At 72.8% G+C, this 16,453-nt stretch carries 14 protein-coding genes; 5 read left to right on the top strand and 9 right to left on the bottom strand.

Going from position 1 to position 16,453, the window contains the following annotated elements; all coding sequences use genetic code 11:
- Positions 1 to 66 precede the first annotated feature (66 nt).
- From ulaA to hrpA, 3 genes are all read right to left on the bottom strand, one after another.
- Positions 67 to 1,563 (bottom strand): PTS ascorbate transporter subunit IIC, encoded by a 1,497-nt coding sequence (gene ulaA, locus ABD340_RS11295; RefSeq protein WP_344588700.1) that lies wholly within the window; start codon positions 1,561 to 1,563, stop codon positions 67 to 69.
- Positions 1,564 to 1,698: 135 nt separating this feature from the next.
- Positions 1,699 to 2,430 (bottom strand): GntR family transcriptional regulator, encoded by a 732-nt coding sequence (locus ABD340_RS11290; protein WP_344588699.1) that lies wholly within the window; start codon positions 2,428 to 2,430, stop codon positions 1,699 to 1,701.
- 152 nt (positions 2,431 to 2,582) lie between these two features.
- Positions 2,583 to 6,533 carry an ATP-dependent RNA helicase HrpA gene (gene hrpA, locus ABD340_RS11285; RefSeq protein ID WP_344588698.1) on the bottom strand — a complete coding sequence of 1,317 codons (3,951 nt, stop codon included), beginning with the start codon at positions 6,531 to 6,533 and terminating at the stop codon, positions 2,583 to 2,585.
- Positions 6,534 to 6,752: 219 nt separating this feature from the next.
- Between hrpA and ABD340_RS11280 the strand changes: the two genes are divergently transcribed.
- Complete coding sequence (locus ABD340_RS11280; RefSeq protein ID WP_344588696.1) at positions 6,753 to 8,171, top strand: serine/threonine-protein kinase; 1,419 nt, start codon at positions 6,753 to 6,755, stop codon at positions 8,169 to 8,171.
- 64 nt (positions 8,172 to 8,235) lie between these two features.
- Here ABD340_RS11280 and ABD340_RS11275 read toward each other — a convergent pair whose 3' ends face one another.
- The 3 genes from ABD340_RS11275 to ABD340_RS11265 form a co-directional block, all read right to left on the bottom strand.
- Entirely contained in the window at positions 8,236 to 9,696 is a 1,461-nt protein-coding gene (locus tag ABD340_RS11275; RefSeq protein WP_344588695.1) for an NADH-ubiquinone oxidoreductase-F iron-sulfur binding region domain-containing protein, read from the bottom strand.
- On the bottom strand, positions 9,693 to 10,406 hold the full coding sequence (locus ABD340_RS11270; RefSeq protein WP_344588693.1) for a hypothetical protein: 714 nt from the start codon (positions 10,404 to 10,406) through the stop codon (positions 9,693 to 9,695). Before ABD340_RS11270 ends, ABD340_RS11275 begins: the two co-directional genes overlap by 4 nt.
- A gap of 166 nt (positions 10,407 to 10,572) precedes the next feature.
- Positions 10,573 to 11,094 (bottom strand): hypothetical protein, encoded by a 522-nt coding sequence (locus tag ABD340_RS11265; RefSeq protein WP_344588691.1) that lies wholly within the window; start codon positions 11,092 to 11,094, stop codon positions 10,573 to 10,575.
- A 119-nt stretch (positions 11,095 to 11,213) separates the two neighbouring features.
- Here ABD340_RS11265 and ABD340_RS11260 point away from each other — a divergent pair, with 119 nt between their 5' ends.
- Entirely contained in the window at positions 11,214 to 11,375 is a 162-nt protein-coding gene (locus tag ABD340_RS11260; protein WP_344588690.1) for a hypothetical protein, read from the top strand.
- A gap of 21 nt (positions 11,376 to 11,396) precedes the next feature.
- On the opposite strand, the gene ABD340_RS11255 is transcribed toward ABD340_RS11260, so the two are convergent.
- From ABD340_RS11255 to ABD340_RS11245, 3 genes are all read right to left on the bottom strand, one after another.
- Positions 11,397 to 12,239, bottom strand: a complete 843-nt coding sequence (locus tag ABD340_RS11255; RefSeq protein WP_344588689.1) for an NAD(P)H-binding protein — start codon at positions 12,237 to 12,239, stop codon at positions 11,397 to 11,399.
- A 78-nt stretch (positions 12,240 to 12,317) separates the two neighbouring features.
- Positions 12,318 to 13,226, bottom strand: coding sequence for an SDR family oxidoreductase (locus ABD340_RS11250; protein ID WP_344588687.1), 909 nt, complete (start codon positions 13,224 to 13,226; stop codon positions 12,318 to 12,320).
- Complete coding sequence (locus ABD340_RS11245) at positions 13,223 to 13,984, bottom strand: SDR family oxidoreductase (protein ID WP_344588813.1); 762 nt, start codon at positions 13,982 to 13,984, stop codon at positions 13,223 to 13,225. The genes ABD340_RS11250 and ABD340_RS11245 overlap by 4 nt, the downstream gene beginning before the upstream one ends.
- 61 nt (positions 13,985 to 14,045) lie before the next feature.
- Here ABD340_RS11245 and ABD340_RS11240 point away from each other — a divergent pair, with 61 nt between their 5' ends.
- From ABD340_RS11240 to ABD340_RS11230, 3 genes are read left to right on the top strand one after another with little or no spacing between them, the layout of a single operon-like run.
- Positions 14,046 to 14,798: an enoyl-CoA hydratase family protein gene (locus ABD340_RS11240; RefSeq protein WP_344588686.1), complete on the top strand. Its 753-nt coding sequence runs from the start codon at positions 14,046 to 14,048 to the stop codon at positions 14,796 to 14,798.
- A complete protein-coding gene (locus ABD340_RS11235; RefSeq protein WP_344588685.1) occupies positions 14,795 to 15,658 on the top strand; it encodes a CoA transferase subunit A in 864 nt (287 codons plus the stop codon). The genes ABD340_RS11240 and ABD340_RS11235 overlap by 4 nt, the downstream gene beginning before the upstream one ends.
- Before the next feature lie 38 nt (positions 15,659 to 15,696).
- Complete coding sequence (locus tag ABD340_RS11230; RefSeq protein ID WP_344588812.1) at positions 15,697 to 16,392, top strand: CoA-transferase subunit beta; 696 nt, start codon at positions 15,697 to 15,699, stop codon at positions 16,390 to 16,392.
- Positions 16,393 to 16,453: the final 61 nt, after the last annotated feature.

The following is a 16,453-nucleotide window of genomic DNA, read 5'->3' as shown; positions in this document are numbered from 1 at the left end:
CGCTGGACAACGCACCGGGCCCGGTCCTTCGCCCACGGTACGCGCAGGCCGGGGCCGCCGCTCGGGTCAGGCCGTCCCGCCCTCCGCGGCGGGTTCGGCGCCGGGCTTTCCTTCGGTCTTCACCGCGGGCTCGGTGCCGGCCCCGGTCGTCGGCGTGTCCTCGGCGGTGCCCTCTGTCAGCGCCTGGCGCCGCTCGCGGCGGCCCAGGATCAGCAGCGTGCCGACCGTGAGGGCCAGCGCCACCACGGGGACGGCCCACACCGAGGCGTCACCGACGATGGGGTCGACCGCCTTGAGCAGCCAGGCGATCGCATACCAGTCGGGGTCGGCCAGGGTGGCCAGCTCGGGCGCGGTCTTCTCGAACAGGCCCCAGGTCACGGCCTGCCCGATCGCCAGCATCAGCCCGGTGATCACGCCGCCGAGCACCGCGCCCCGCCAGCCGGCCACCACGTTCCCGAACAGCGCCGCCGCGCCGCCCACGAAGAACAGCATGATCATGGGCGGGGCCAGCGTGAACCAGCCGGCCGCCGCGAAGATCCCCAGGCAGGCCAGGAACACCGTGGTGGACGCCACGAAGCCGATCATCACCGCGGTGGGCGCCACCGGGAACACGGTCGGGGCGTCCAGCGCGGGCCGGGTGCCCGGGATCACCCTGTCGCTGAAGCCCTTGAACGCCGGGACGATCTCCGCCAGGAACATCCGCACGCCGAACAGCAGGATCGCGATGCCGCCCGCGAAGCGCAGGCCGACCAGCAGCGCCCACACCCACGGCGACAGCTTCTCGTCCATCTCGGCGGCCAGCTTGGCCACCACCTGGTCGTCGGCGAACGCCACCGACACCAGCATGATCAACGAGATGACCAGGGCGGTGCTGACGTTGACGTCCTTGAAGAACGACAGCTGGCGGGGCAGCCTCACCTTCTCGGTGTCGTGCCGCCCGCGGTCCCCGAGCGGGCGGGCGAGGTACCCGGTGGCCAGCGCGGCCAGCGAGCTGGTGTGCGCGAACCCGAACCGGTCGTCGGGCATCACCCGGCGCATCAGCGGCCGCATCCACAGCGGCTGCAGCGTCCAGTACGCCGCCACGAACCCGGCGCCGCACAGCACCAGCGTCGGCTGGTCGGCGCCCGGCGCGACGGTGACCAGCGAGGCCACCACCACGGTGCTGATCCAGAACATCAGGTGCCCGGTCAGGTAGAGGTACCGGGCGGCCGGGAAGATCCGCACGATCGCCACGTGCAGCAGGAACGCCACCGTGATGACCAGCGCGACCGTCCCGCCCTGGCCGGTGAGGAAGTCGGCCAGGGTGTTGCCGGCCTTCGGCGGGGCGGTGCCCATCGCGTCGGCCAGCACGGTCTGGAAGCTGGTCAGCCCGCCGGTGAAGATCTCCACGCCGATGAACAGGATGACCACGCCGATGGTGGCGCGCAGCGCGCCCGCGAGGGTGTCCTCGAACCGCTTGCGCTGCAGCAGCAGGCCGATCAGGGTGATCAGTCCGATGAGGATGGGCACCTGGCCGAACACGTTGTCGGCCAGGAAGGTGAGGGTGTCCTTGACGAAGTCCACGGTCAGGTATCTCCGTTCCTGCGGGGCACCGAACCCTCGGCCGGCTGCGCGGGCGGACGGGCGGGGGGTCGGGTCCGTCGGTGCGCCGGTGCCCCCGCCGGCGCGGGTGAAGCGAGGGGCCGTGCCGCGCCCGGGTCAGCGCGGAACGGGTTTGAGCTCCAGCTCGAGCCGGTAGCGGTCGCCCCGGTAGAGCGACCGGACGTACTCCACCGGCCTGCCCTCCTCGCTCTGGGTGATCCGCTCGAACAGGAACGCGGGCGCGTGCACCGGCACGCCCAGCACCTCGGCCTCCTCGGCCGTGGTGACGGTCGACTCGATCGTCTCCCGGCCGGAGGCGAGGACGATGCCGCGTTCCCGCAGCAGGGCGTAGAAAGACCGTCCTTCCAGATCCTCGCGGCGCAGCTCCGGCACCAGCGCCCTGGGGAGGTAGAGCGTCTCGATCGCCATGGTGGCCCCGTCCGCCAGCCGCAGCCGGCGAATGGTAAATACCTCTTCCATCGGGGAGACGGCCAGCCTGCGGCCGATCCTCGCCCCGGCGGCCTCGGTGCGGAACGACAGCACCCGGCCCCCCGGGCGCATGCCGCGCCGGATCATGTCCTCGCTGAACGAGGTCATGGTCAACGCCACCGCGATCTTGCGTTCGGCCACGTAGGTGCCGCTGCCCTGGCGCCGGTCCAGCAGCCCCTGAGCGGCCAGCTCGTCGATCGCGACGCGCAGCGTGGGCCGCGACACGCCCAGCTCCGCGGCCAGCCGGCGCTCGGACGGCAGCGCGTCGCCGACGTCCAGCCGCTCCAGCATGGCCAGCAGCTCGCGGCGCACCGCCCGCCGTTTCGTGGTCGCCGGGCCCGGCTCACCGACGGATCGCACGCCGCTCACCTCCCGTCCCGTTCGTACCGTCGACCCTCAGGGTAGGCTTCCCCCGACAACTGGTCAATACCAATTTGGAACGGTCTCGCAAACGTGATCACCCCCGCGCGCCGGGGCGCACGGGGGTGCGGAAGGGACGGCGGACGGCGCGGTCAGCGAGGCTGCTGCGCCATGGCCTTGCGGATGCGCTTGTCCGACACCGGGTAGCGGGTGCCGAGCTGCTGGGCGAACAGGCTGACCCGCAACTCCTCCAGCATCCACCGGACCTGCCGCACCTGCTCGTCGTCGCGCCGCGCCGGATGCAGCCGCTGGACGAACGCCTCGTACTCGGCCTCCAGCACCGCGGCCTGGTTCATCAGCTGCCGGTCGCGGCCCGGGTTCTCGGGGAGCTTGTCGAGCCGGATCTGCAGCGCCCGCAGGTAGCGGGGCAGGTCGGGCAGCCGCTGCCAGCCGGTCTCGGTGACGAACCCGGTGTGCACCAGCCGGGACAGCCGTTCGCGGATGTCGGTCAGCGCGGGCACCAGGGTGAGGCTGGTCGTGCCGCGCAGCCGCCGGTCGATCTCGTGCGACTCGGCCAGGATCCGCTCGACCTGCGCCACGATCGCGGCCGTGGCGTCGTGCAGGCCGGCGCGCACCCGGTCGTACAGCGCCCGGTGGCCCGCCTCGTCCCACGCCGGCCCCCCGGCCTCGGCGATCAGCCGGTCGGCCGCGGCGGTCACGCAGTCGTCGAAAAGGGCCGCCACCGAACCGTGCGGGCTGTGGCTGAGCGCCAGCTTGCCCTGGTTGGTGAGGCGGCCCCGGATGAGCTTGACCGGGGACGGGGCGTTCAGCAGGATCAGCCGCCGCGTCCCGCGCCACATGGCGGCGCGCTGCTCGGCCTCGGTCTCGTACATGCGGACCGCGACGCTTTCGCCCTCGTCGGTCAGCGCCGGATAGCCCTTGACCTCGTATCCGGCCTGCTTCTCCTGGTAGGTGCGGGGCAGCTCGCCGATCGTCCACTCGCGCAGGCCGGCGCGCTCCACTCCCCCGGCGGCGGCCGCCTTGGAGAGGGTTCCGCGCACCTTGCCCTTGAGCCGGCGTTTGAGCACGTCGAGGTCGGTGTCCTCGGCGAGGGTGCGCTTGCGGTCGTCCACGACGCGGAAGGTCATCCGCAGGTGGGCGCCGAGTCGGCCGAGGTCCCACGCCTCGCGCGCGATCTGGACGCCGGTCATGTCGCGCAGCTCGCGTTCGAGGGCGTCCAGCAGGGGCTCGGCGCGGGGCGTGAGCCGTTCCAGCACCTTGCGCGCGTAGTCGGGCGCCGGGACGAAGTTGACCCGCAGCTGCTTGGGCAGGGACCGGATCAGCTCGGTGACCAGCTCGGCGCGCAGCCCGGGCACCTGCCACTCGAAGCCGTCCGGACGCACCTGGTTGAGCACCTGCAGCGGAATGTGCACCGTCACGCCGTCGGCGTCGGCGCCGGGCTCGAACTGGTACGTGAGCCGCAGCCGCAGCGGGCCCTGCCGCCAGGCGTCGGGGTAGTCGGCCTCGCTGACGTCCCCGGCGTTCTGGTTGATGAGCATCGACTTCTCGAAGCTCAGCAGGTCGGGCTCGGTGCGCCGGGCGTCCTTCCACCAGGCGTCGAAGTGCCGCCCGGAGACGACGTCCTCGGGGACGCGCTCGTCGTAGAAGTCGAACAGGGTCTCGTCGTCGACGAGGATGTCGCGGCGCCGGGCGCGGTGCTCCAACTCCTCGACCTCCTCCAGCAGCGCCCGGTTGTCGTGGAAGAACCGGTGCCGGGTCTCCCAGTCGCCCTCCACGAGCGCGTGCCGGATGAACAGCTCCCGCGACAGCGCGGGGTCGATGCGGCCGTAGTTGACACGGCGCCGCACGACGATCGGGACGCCGTACAGCGTGACCGTCTCGTACGCCATGACCGCCGCCTGCTTCTTCGACCAGTGCGGCTCGCTGTGGTTGCGCTTGACCAGGTGCCCGGCCAGCGGCTCGACCCACTCCGGCTCGATCTTCGCGTTGATCCGGCCCCAGAGCCTGGACGTCTCGACCAGCTCGGCCGCCATCACCCAGCGCGGCGGCTTCTTGAACAGCGCCGAGCCGGGGAAGACGGCGAACTTCGCGCCGCGGGCGCCGATGTACTCGTTCAGCTGGCGGCGCCGCTGACCGCCGCCCTCGTCCTTCTTCTCGGCGTCCATCAGGCCGATGTGCGACAGCAGCCCCGACAGCAGCGAGATGTGGATCCGGTCCGGTGGCGCGTCGGTGGTGTTGGGCGTCACGCCCAGGCCTTTGGCGACCTGTTTGAGCTGGGAGTGCAGGTCCTGCCATTCGCGGACCCGCAGGAAGTGCAGGAACTCGTTCTTGCACATCCGCCGGAACTGGCCGCCCGACAGGTCCTGCTGCCGTTCCCGCAGGTAGTTCCACAGGTTGAGGTAGGCGAGGAAGTCGGAGGTAGGGTCGGCGAAGCGGCGGTGCTGCTCGTCGGCGGCCTGCTGGTGCTCGGCGGGACGCTCGCGCGGGTCCTGGATGGACAGCGCGGCCGCGATGATCAGCACTTCGCGGACGCAGCCGTTGGCCTCGGCCTCCAGCACCATCCGGCCCAGCCGCGGGTCGATCGGCAGCTGCGCCAGCCGCCGGCCGCTCTCGGTGAGCCGCTTGCGCGGGTCCTTCTCGGCCGGGTCGAGGGCGCCCAGCTCGTGCAGCAGGTCGACGCCGGCCTTGACGTTGCGGCGGTCCGGCGGCTCGACGAACGGGAACGCGGCGATGTCGCCCAGACCCAGCGCGGTCATCTGCAGGATGACCGAGGCCAGGTTGGTCCGCAGGATCTCCGGGTCGGTGAACTCGGGCCGCGACTCGAAGTCGTCCTCCGGGTACAGCCGGATGCAGATGCCCTCGGACACGCGCCCGCAGCGGCCCTTGCGCTGGTTCGCCGACGCCTGCGAGATCGGCTCGATCGGCAATCGCTGCACCTTGAGCCGGTGGCTGTAGCGGGAGACGCGGGCGGTGCCGGGGTCGACGACGTACTTGATGCCGGGGACGGTCAGGGACGTCTCGGCGACGTTGGTCGCCAGCACGATCCGCCGCCCCCGATGGGACTGGAACACCCGGTGCTGCTCGGCGGACGACAGCCGCGCGTACAGCGGCAGGACCTCGGTGGCCTCGCCCCGCCGCCCCCGCAGGTGCTTGGTGAGCGCGTCGGCGGTGTCGCGGATCTCGCGCTCGCCGCTGAGGAACACCAGGACGTCGCCGGGCGCCTCCAGCGCCAGCTCGTCCACCGCGTCCAGGATGCCCTGGACCTGGTCGCGGTCGGGGTCGGCCTTGGGATCCTCAGGATCGGTGAGCGGCCGGTATCGGACCTCGACCGGATAGGTGCGGCCGGACACCTCGACGATCGGGGCGTCGTCGAAGTGCTGGGAGAACCGCTCGGGATCGATGGTCGCCGAGGTGATGATGATCTTGAGGTCGGGGCGCCGCGGCAGGATCTCCTTGACGTACCCGAGCAGGAAGTCAATGTTGAGGCTGCGCTCGTGCGCCTCATCGATGATCAGCGTGTCGTACCGCCGCAGCAGCCGGTCGGTCTGGATCTCGGCCAGCAGGATGCCGTCCGTCATCAGCTTGACCAGCGTGTCGTCACTGGACTTGTCGGTGAAGCGGACCTTGTAGCCGACCGTCTCGCCCAGCTCGGTGCCCAGCTCCTCGGCGATCCGGTCGGCGACGGTGCGGGCCGCCAGCCGGCGCGGCTGGGTGTGCCCGATCGTGCCGAGCACGCCGCGGCCCAGTTCCAGGCAGATCTTGGGCAGCTGGGTGGTCTTCCCCGAACCGGTCTCCCCCGCCACGATCACGACCTGGTGGTCGCGGACGGCCGCGGCGATCTCGTCCCGCTTCTGGCTGACCGGCAGCTGCTCCGGATAGGTGATCGCGGGCACCGCGGCGCGGCGGCTCGCGACCCGGGCCTCGGCGGCCTCGACGTCGGCGGCGATCTCCCGGACCACCCGCTCGCGCCGGGCGTCGTCGCGCATCTTCTGCGTACCGTCGATACGGCGGCGCAGCCGGTGCCGGTCCAGCGGCATCAGCTCGGGCAGTCGCGCGCGCAGGTCGGCGAGCGGCGCTTTCACAGGAGTCCTCATTAGCTTCGACAAGGATAGGCCGCGGCCGTCAATGATCTTGCAGCACGGGCGGGGCCACGACCTACGCACGTTAGCCGCCGCCCCCGGCCCCGGGCGATCGATTTTCCCACCCGCCGCTGCAACGCCCACAACGGGAGCAGGATTCCATCCCCATCGTGACATCGAGCACCGTGCGAACCGGCCGGGGATCGTTCAGGATGGACGAACATGGGAACTCCCAGTTCGGCGGGACGCTATCGCATAGAGAGATTGCTGGGATCGGGGGGATTCGCGGCGGTCTGGCTGGGCCATGACGAGGAGCTCAACGCCCGCGTCGCCGTCAAGATCCTCGCCGATCACTGGACGCTCCGCGAAGACGTGCGGGAACGGTTCGTCCAGGAGGCGCGGCTGCTGCGCCAGGTCGACTCGCACCGGCTGGTGCAGGTGTTCGACATCGGCGAGCTGGACGACGGCCGCCCCTACTTCGTGATGACCTACGCCGACCGCGGCAACATGGAGGAGCGCCTCACCGCCGGAGGGCTGCCGCTCAACGAGGCCCTGCGGACGGCCCGGGAGATCGCCGAAGGAGTGCAGGCGCTGCACGAGCGCGGCATCGTGCACCGCGACCTCAAGCCGTCCAACGTGCTCCTGCGCTCCACACCGGACGGCGACCGGACCATGCTGTCCGACCTGGGCATCGCGCGCACCGGCGACCGGCTGTCCAGCCTGACCCTGCCGGCCGGCTCGCCCGGCTACATGGCCCCCGAACAAACACAGATCGACGGCGCGCCGGACCAGCGGTCGGACGTGTACGGGCTGGGCGCGCTGACCTACCACCTGCTGACCGGCGAGCCGCCGGGCGAGGCGCGGCGCCCGCCCAGCGCACTCCAGCCCGCGATCCCGCCCACGGTGGACGCGATCGTCCTGCGCGCGCTGGAGCCGGAACGGGAGGCGCGCTGGCCCTCGGCCGCCGCGTTCGGCGCCGCCCTCGACCGGCTCACCAGCAAGATCGACACAGACCCGCTGGCCGAGCTCGCCGTGACCCGCGACCACCGGCCCGAACGGCGCCGACCAGGCCGACGCGCAATGGTGATCGCCGGAAGCGCCGTGGCCGGCACGGCGATGACCGCGGGCGCGTTCCTTGCCCTTGCCGGCGGGGACGACAAGGGCGCCGATCCGGAGGGCCGCTGGCTGCGCACCGACGCCGGGATCCCGGTCCAATACCGCGGGCAGATCGTCCAGGCGGGCACGTGGTGTCAGATGAAGGGCCTGTCCCCGGCGCTGATCGCGGCGATGCTGAAGGCGGAGAGCAACTTCGACCCGCACCTGTCCGACCCGAAGATGGACGAGTACGGCATCGCCCGCTGGACGCCGCGCGTACTCGTGCACTGGCAGTCGGGCGGCCTCAACAACCCCGAACCGCGCCCGGCGCAGATCACGCCCGAGATGTCCATCCCCGCGATGGGCCGCTACCTGTGCTACTGGGGCAAGGACTTGACCGCCGTCCCAGGCGACCCCGCCCTCAACCTGGCCGCGACGTACCGCAGCTCGGCCAAGACAGTCCGAGAGGCCAAGGGCATACCACCCAAGTACCGTCCGTACACGGACAAGGTCGGCCGCTACATCAATGAGTACAAGCCCCGCTGACCCATGGGTTCAGCTCAGGCGCCCGCCTTGATCCCGGCAACGAAGTTCGCCGGATACCGCAGGGTCAGGAGTTGTGGCGGGCCACCAGGCGCAAGGCCAGGCCGGGGCATCTGGCCACGGCTTTGCGGGCGTCGGGCTCGAGGCGGGCGGGGATCGGCTCGGCGGGGATGACCGGGTAGCCGTACTCGTCCATCCGCACCAGGCCGTGCAGGACGTCGGCGCAGAGGCCGTGGCCGTCGCAGCGGCTCCAGTCGACCTCCAGCCGCAGCCGCGCGTCGGTCCCGGCGGGCAGGACGCCGCGAACGGGCCGCCCGCAGCCGCCGTGCCGGACGTGCCGGTCGGCGTCGGCGGCGAACACCTCCAGCGCCGACAGCACGAACCGGGCCGTCCCGTCGGGGTGCGCGCACGCGCCGCGCCCGGACGCCATCCGCGCGGCCCGCCTGATGGTCTCCCCCGCCGCCGCGGTGTCCCGTCCCTGGGTGAGGGCGTCCAGGGCTCCGGCGATGTCGGGGAGGCCGAGGCGGCAAGGGCCGCACTGTCCAGCCGACTCGGCGGCCAGGTAGCGCGCGACCCGGGCGCACTCCCCGAGCGGGCAGGTGCCGCGGCCGAGCGGCATCACGATGCCCGCCCCGAGGGTCCCGCCGACCTCCCGCAGGCCCGCCCGCGACACCCGCGCGCCGATGGCGGCGGCCCCGTCGATCCAGGCGCCGTGGTAGCCGCCGACCAGGACGCCCTCGCCGGCGCGGGCGCCGCACAGGTCCAGCAGGTGCCCGAGCGGCGCCCCCGCCGGGGTCTCCACCACGGCGGGGAAGCGGGCGGAGCCGGTCACCGTCAGCAGGACGGTGCCGGGCTCGTCCGGCGTTCCGATAGATCCGTACCGGGCCGGTCCGAGCCCGGCGAGGAGGGCCAGCTGGGCGTAGGTCTCGGCGTTGGACAGCAGCGTGGGCAGCCCGCCGACGCCGCTGGTGGAGGCGCGCGCCTTGCGGCCGGGCGGCACCGGCGGCCTGCCGTTGATCCCGCGGATCAGCGCGCCGCTCTCGCCGGTGATGAAGCGCTCGGGCAGCCGGACGACGCGGGCCCGCTCGGACAGTCCGCGCTCGTCGGCGGCCCGGCCCAGGGACGCGGCCGCCGCCTCGTCGGTCACGCCGAGGACGATCTCGGCGGCGCCGAGCGCGGTGGCGGCGAGCGTGGCGCCGTCCAGGACCAGGTGCGGGGTACGGCGGAGCAGCACCTTGTCCTTGGCGCTGCCGGGCTCGCCCTCGGTGCCGTTGACCACGACGACCGGCCGGCGCTTCCGCCGCGCGGCGCTGTCGGCGACCGCGCGGAGTTTGCGGGCGAAGGGGAAGGCGGCGCCGCCCCGGCCGTGCAGCCGGCCCTCCTCGGCGAGCGCGATCAGCCTGTCGGAGGTGAGCGGCCGCGGCTCGGGGTGGACGCGGCGGTGGGCGTCCCAGTCGAGGCGGGCGGTGCCGTCGAGGCCCGCGGTGAGGCGGGGCGGGCCGATGTGGCGCAGGGCGAGCGGCGTCACGACCGCCTCCGCAGGACCGGGCGGGCGACCAGCGCGGCCGCCACGCCGCCGAGGCAGCACAGGTAGGCCCCGGTGACCCAGGGGGCGGGGGCCCGACCGGCGGTGAGGCCGTGCCCGATCGCCAGCGGCCAGGCTGCATAGGCGGTCAGGTGAAGCGCGCGCCACGTGCCGGGCCTGCTGGACGCGGCGAACCGTCCGCGCGCGATGCCGCTGGCGATCGCCACGATGAGCAGGTACATGGCCACCGTGCCGGCGCCGGAGGTGCGCACCGCGTCCGCGGTCAGCGGCAGCAGCGCCTGGACGGGCCCGACCCGGTGCCGCAGGAGCTGGGTGGCGAGGTGGAGCAGCAGCATCGCCAGGGCGGTGAACGCCGCGGCCTGGTGCAGCGCCTGCGCGCGGACGCGGTTGCGCGAGGACAGCAGGGTCCGCTCGGCCGCCAGGATGCCGATCATGACCGAGACCGACAGCGCCACCAGGGCGAAGACCCCGCAGTAGAAGTCGAGGAAGTCGCCTGCCGCGGCGAGCGCCGGGGCGGCCCAGCCGAGCGAGATCGCCAGCCCGAGGAGCAGCCCGGCGACGGCCGGGGCGGCGGCGTTCCGCCACGTCAGCCCGCCGAGCGGGCGGGGGCGGCGCGCTCGCGGCGTGCCCCCGCCCGGTCGGCCGAGGCCGAAGCCCGCGGTCAGCCCGGGGGGCGGACGGTCGGAATCCATGGCCTCTACGATGTCGGCGGCGACCCCTACGGTTCGGTGACACCTCCGTTCCCCTCAGTGATCAATGCCGAGGGACGTCCAGGTCACAGCCCGGGCCGCGACCGGTTCCGGTCCGCCCGCCGCGGCCGTGTTCGCCGACTTCGCGGAACACGGGAGTGGCACACGGTCAGAGACGCCACGAATTGGCCAGATCTTCGGTGATCACCACCTGCTGAGGTGCATTTCGCGAGAAGGCCCAGATCCGGCCCGCGGTACTGACCGCGGTCACTGTGGTCTCATCCACGGTGACCTCGCAGAACGGATTGGACCACCTGGAGACCGCGACCCATTCCAAGGCGTCTTCGTCATTCTCCCGGGTCAAGGCGACCCAGCCGATGCTCCCGTGCGCGCATGACTCGCCCGCCAGGGCGCGGCTTCCGTCATGAGCGTGCGAGGAGAGCACAGCTTCGACGTCCACCCAGTTGACAGCACTCCACGCGGTCGCTCGCAGGAGCTCGATCCACTGCCAGCGCTCGGCCTGCGGCTGCTCAGGTTGACCGGGCGGCGGGAGGAAGCGCAACAGGTCCATCACTATGAGAGAGCCGTCGGCGAACATGATGAAGTCCCCGTCGGGCGCCTCCCGAGCGCGCCACCGGCGGTGCACCTGGTGGGCAGCGGCTGTCGCGTCCGGAGCATCCATGCCCAGCATGCTGGCATGGAGCGGATACGGACATGGAACCGCGGCCTGAACGGGCAGGTGCACCACCCGTGGTGGCCACGTCCGGCATCCCCGGCGACAGGGCGACCGGACGCCGGTCCAATGGAGAGGTGAGCAACGAAAGCTCCCACTCCGACACCGCAAACGGCGATGGCAGCGAAGGCGGCGCAGCACCGCCGGGCGCGGTCGACGAGGGATGGCTGTTGTTGTGGAGAGTCGTGGCGCTGGTCGTCGGTGTGCTGATCACGGACCAACCGGCCGACGCCAGTTGATCAAGCCGGCCCAGTTGCCCTTCACCCGCGAACCTTCCAGACACCCGTCGCGGCGGCCTCCTCGACGTAGTCGGCGAACGGGCGCGGGTCGCGGCCGAGCGCCCGGCGGACGCCGTCGCCCACCCGGTCGCCCGCCCCCTGCCGGAGCGTGTCCATCATTTCGGCGACGTCCCTGGCGAGATCGTCCGGCACCTCCTGGGAGCGCAGCAGCGCGATGAAGTCGGGCACCTCCAGCGGCGTGTAGCGGATCTCCCGGCCGGACGCCGCCGAGATCAGCTCCGCGACGGTCCGGAACGACAGCGGCTCGGGGCCGCTCAGCTCGTAGGTCTGCCCGGCGTGGCCGTCCCCGGTGAGGGCGGCCACGGCGACGTCGGCGATGTCCTCGGCGTCCACGAACGCCTCGCGGCCCTCGCCGGTCGGCAGTGCCAGCTCGCCGGCCAGGATCGGCGGGAGGAGGTAGTCCTCGCTGAAGTTCTGCGAGAACCAGGCGGGCCGCAGGATCGTCCACTCGGCACCCGACCCGCGGACCGCCTCCTCGGCCTCCTCCTGGCCGGGCAGGACCTCGCCGCCCGCCGTGCGCGCCGACAGCAGCACCAGCCGCCGGACGCCCGCGGCCGCGGCCTCGCCGACGAAGGCGGTCACAGCGGCCGCGTCCACGAACTCGGCCATCGGGACGAGGTAGACGGCGCCCGCGCCGTCCAGGGCCGGGGCCCAGGTGGCGCGGTCGGCCCAGTCGAAGCGGGTCCCGGACGACTCCGTGCGGGAGGCGGCGCGGAAGGGGACGCCGAGGGCGTCAAGGCGGGAGACGACGCGGCGGCCGGTCTTGCCGCGGGCACTGGTGACGAGGATCGGTGTGTCGTTCATGCGTTCCATCTCACCGGCGGAGGGCCGGGCCCTCCATGGGCGTCCGTACCGCGCGCATGGGCGATCGTCCCGGCCGGTTCAGCCGGCGCCGAAGACGGGCTCGGGGTCGGGCGCCCTCGCGAGCAGGTCCCGGACGGCGGTGCCCACCTCGGCCGGGTCCCAGCGGGCGCCCTTGTCGATCATCGGGCCGTGGCGGAAGGCGTTCATCACGCAGATCCGGCCGCCCTCGGCCTCGAAGACGCGCCCGGTGACCGCGCGGGACTCGGCCGAGCCGAGCCACACGACCAGCGGCGAGACGTTCTCGGGGGCCATCGTGTCGAACTCGCCCTCGGCGGGCGGGGCCATGGTCTGGGCGAACACCTCCTCGGTCATCCTGGTGCGGGCCGCGGGCGCGATGGCGTTGACGGTCACCCCGTACCGGGCCAGTTCGGCGGACGCGACGAGGGTGAGGCCGACGATCCCGGCCTTGGCGGCCGAGTAGTTGCCCTGCCCGACGCTGCCGAGCAGGCCCGCGCCCGACGAGGTGTTGATCACGCGGGCGTCGACCGGGCGGCCCGCCTTGCGCTCGGCGCGCCAGTGCCGCCCGGCGTGCTTGAGCGGCAGGAAGTGGCCCTTGAGGTGGACGCGCATGACGGCGTCCCACTCGTCCTCGGAGAGGTTGATCAGCATCCGGTCGCGCAGGAACCCGGCGTTGTTGACCAGGACGTCCAGCCGTCCGAACGCCTCGACCGCGGTGGCGACCAGGGCGGCTGCGCCGTCCTCGGTCGCGATGTCGTGCGGGCTGGGCACGGCCCGGCCGCCGAGCGCCTCGATCTCCTTGACGACCTCCTCGGCCGGTCCGGCGGCCGCGCCGCCGGTGCCGTCGCGGGCCACGCCGAGATCGTTGACGACGACGAGGGCGCCCTGGCGGGCGAACTCCAGGGCGTGCGCGCGGCCCAGGCCGCGCCCGGCCCCGGTGACGGCGACCACGCGGTCCTTGCAGATCACGTCGATTCCTCCTTGTTGGCGGTGGCGGCGTCCAGGAAGGCGGGGCGCTCTCCCCCGCCGTGCATCGTGAGCGTGGATCCGGTGATGTAGGCGGCCAGGCCGGAGGCGAGGAAGGCGCAGACCGCGCCGACCTCGTCGGGGGTGGCCATCCGCTGGACCGGGATGGTGCTCTCGACCGCCGCGATCCCGTCCTCGTCGCCGTAGTGCAGGTGGGACTGCTCGGTCCGGACCATGCCGAGCTTGAGTGCGTTGACCCGGACGCGCGGGGCCCACTCGACGGCCAGCGAGGCGGCGAGGCTCTCCAGGCCCGCCTTGGCGGCCCCGTAGGCGGCGCTGCCGGGCGAGGGACGGGTGGCGCTCACGCTGCTGATCATGAGGACCGAGCCCCCGGCGGGCGGCATCCGCTCGTACATCGCCTGGGACATGATCAGCGGAGCGATCAGATTCAATTCGATGATCTTGGTGTGGGTGCGCGGGCCGCCCTCGGCCAGCGGCAGGAACGGGGTGCCGCCCGCGTTGTTGACCAGCACGTCCACCCGGTCCAGTCGCTCGGCGAAGGCGCCGACCGCGGCGGCGTCCCGCACGTCCAGGGAGGCGAACCGGGCGGTGCGCCCCGCGGCCGAGGGGAGCCGGTCCGGTTCGCGCCGGGCGACGGCCACCACCTCCGCCCCCGCTTCCAGGAACGCGCGGCTGATGCCGAGGCCGACACCGCGCACGCCTCCGGTCACCACCGCCACCTTGCCCGTCATATCCGGCATCGACACGGCGCCCTCCTCTGCTACCTTCAGTTCTAACAAATGTTTGGTGGAAAGGTAGCCTATGGGAATCTCCACCACGAGCCATGCCGGCGGCGTCGCCGAGATCGTCGTCGACGCGCCACCGGTCAACGCGCTGACCGTCCAGGGCTGGTACGACCTGGCCGACGCGGTCACCGCCGCGGGCCGCGACCCCGCCACCGGCGCCGTCCTGCTCCGCGCCGAGGGCCGCGGCTTCAACGCCGGCGTCGACATCAAGGAGATGCAGTCCACCGAGGGCCACACCGCGCTGGTCGGCGCCAACCGCGGCTGCCACGCCGCGTTCGCCGCCGTCTACGACTGCGAGGTCCCCGTCGTCGCCGCCGTGCACGGCTTCTGCCTGGGCGGCGGCGTCGGCCTGGCCGGCAACGCCGACATCGTGGTCGCCTCCGACGACGCCTACTTCGGCCTGCCCGAGGTCGACCGCGGCGCGCTCGGCGCCGCCACCCACCTGGCCAGGCTCGTCCCGCAGCACCTGACGCGCGCGATGGTCTACACCTGCCGCAACGTCACCGCCGCCGAGCTGCACCACCACGGGTCGGTGCTCGAGGTCGTCCCGGCGGACGAGCTGCGCGCCAAGGCCCTGGAGGTCGCCGGGACCATCGCCGCCAAGGACCGCTACGTGATCCGCCGGGCCAAGGAGTCGCTGAACGGCATCGACCCGGTCGACGTCAAGCGCAGCTACCGCTACGAGCAGGGCTTCACCTTCGAACTCAACCTGGTCGGCGCGGGCGACGCCCACCGCGAGGCGTTCGTCCGGCAGGGGGCGGTGCGATGACCGGCAAGGTGCTGACGATCGAGGAGGTCGTCGGGTCGCTGGAGAGCGGGATGACCATCGGGATCGGCGGCTGGGGCTCGCGCCGCAAGCCGATGGCGCTGGTCCGCGCGATCTGCCGCTCCGATCTCACCGACCTCACCGTGATCTCCTACGGCGGCCCCGACGTCGGCCTGCTGTGCGCCCACGGCAAGGCGCGTGCGGTCGTCGCCCCGTTCGTGACGCTCGACTCGGTGCCGCTGGAGCCGCACTTCCGGATCGCGCGGCAGCGCGGCACGGTCGCGTTCACCGAGTACGACGAGGGCATGTTCATGCTCGGGCTGTACGCCGCGGCGCACCGGCTGCCGTTCCTGCCGACCCCGGCCGGGCTCGGCTCGGACGTCCTGCGCGTGAACCCGCACCTGAAGACGGTGCGGTCGCCTTACGAGGACGGGCAAGAGGTCATCGCCGTTCCGCCGCTGCGGATGGACGTCTCGCTCGTCCACATGAACCGGGCCGACGCGCGCGGCAACGCCCAGTACCTCGGGCCCGACCCCTACATGGACGACCTGTTCGCCAAGGCCGCCGACCGCACCTACGTCTCGTGCGAGCGGCTCGTCGAGACGAGCGGGTTCCTCAAGGAGGGGCCCGTGCAGTCCCTGCTGATCAGCCGGTCGCACGTGACCGGCGTGGTGGAGGCGCCCGGCGGCGCCCACTTCACCCTCGGCGAGCCCGATCACGCCCGCGACGAGGCGTTCCAGCGGCTCTACGTCCGGTCGGCCGGGGACCCGGAGCAGTGGGCGGCGTTCCGCGACCGCTTCCTGTCCGGCGACGAGGCCGCCTACCAGGAGGCCGTCCGGGCCTGGCGGGAGGAGAGCTTGTGACGACACGGGCCGAGGTGTGCGCGGTGGCGTGCGCCGAGATGTTCCGGGGGGACGGGGAGATCGTGGCGGCGGCCGTCAGCGGCCTGGTGCCGATGCTCGGCTCCCGGCTGGCGCGGGCCACGTTCGAACCCGGGCTGCTGACGACCGACGGCGGGCCCGCGCTGACCGCCGAGCCGGTGCCGCTGGGGACGACGGCGGATGACTCGGCGGCGGGCACGGAGGGCTGGCTGCCGTTCCGCGACCATCTGTGGCTGGTGCTGAACGGGCGGCGGCACGTGGTGCTGGGCGCCAGCCAGATCGACCGGCACGGCAACTCCAACATCTCGTGCATCGGCGACTGGGAGCGGCCCAGATCGCAGCTGCTCGGCGTGCGCGGCGCGCCCGGCAACACGCGGGCCAACACCACCAGCTACTGGATCCCCAAGCACTCGCCGCGCGTGTTCGTGGAACAGGTCGACTTCGTCAGCGGCATCGGCTGGGACCGCGGCGCGCACGAGATCCGCATGGTGGTGACGAACCTGGCGGTGCTCGACTTCGCGACGCCCGACCGGAGGATGCGGCTGCGCTCGGTGCACCCCGGGGTGGGCGTCGAGGAGGTCGTCGGCAGCACGGGCTTCGAACTGGTGGTCCCGGACGAGGTCCCCGAGACCCGAGCGCCCACCGGCGAGGAACTGCGGATCATGCGGGACGTCCTCGACCCAGGCGGCCTGCGCGAACGCGAAGTCGCATCATGACCGAGCGAAGCGAGGGCACGATGCGGTTCTTGCCGGAGGGTGCGGGGGGTCGTCCCCCCAC

It is taken from the genome of Actinomadura vinacea (assembly GCF_039532545.1).
Taxonomy (GTDB): Bacteria; Actinomycetota; Actinomycetes; order Streptosporangiales; family Streptosporangiaceae; genus Spirillospora; species Spirillospora vinacea.
This window is presented reverse-complemented; position numbering and strand designations above follow the sequence as displayed.

Excerpts from the sequence above, each read along its gene's own strand:
- ABD340_RS11280 (WP_344588696.1), top strand. The coding sequence starts at position 6,753 with ATGGGAACTCCCAGTTCGGCGGGACGCTATCGCATAGAGAGATTGCTG.
- ABD340_RS11270 (WP_344588693.1), bottom strand. The coding sequence starts at position 10,406 with ATGGATTCCGACCGTCCGCCCCCCGGGCTGACCGCGGGCTTCGGCCTC.
- ABD340_RS11265 (WP_344588691.1), bottom strand. The coding sequence starts at position 11,094 with ATGCTGGGCATGGATGCTCCGGACGCGACAGCCGCTGCCCACCAGGTG.
- ABD340_RS11255 (WP_344588689.1), bottom strand. The coding sequence starts at position 12,239 with ATGAACGACACACCGATCCTCGTCACCAGTGCCCGCGGCAAGACCGGC.
- ABD340_RS11245 (WP_344588813.1), bottom strand. The coding sequence starts at position 13,984 with ATGCCGGATATGACGGGCAAGGTGGCGGTGGTGACCGGAGGCGTGCGC.
- ABD340_RS11240 (WP_344588686.1), top strand. The coding sequence starts at position 14,046 with ATGGGAATCTCCACCACGAGCCATGCCGGCGGCGTCGCCGAGATCGTC.
- ABD340_RS11235 (WP_344588685.1), top strand. The coding sequence starts at position 14,795 with ATGACCGGCAAGGTGCTGACGATCGAGGAGGTCGTCGGGTCGCTGGAG.
- ABD340_RS11230 (WP_344588812.1), top strand. The coding sequence starts at position 15,697 with ATGTTCCGGGGGGACGGGGAGATCGTGGCGGCGGCCGTCAGCGGCCTG.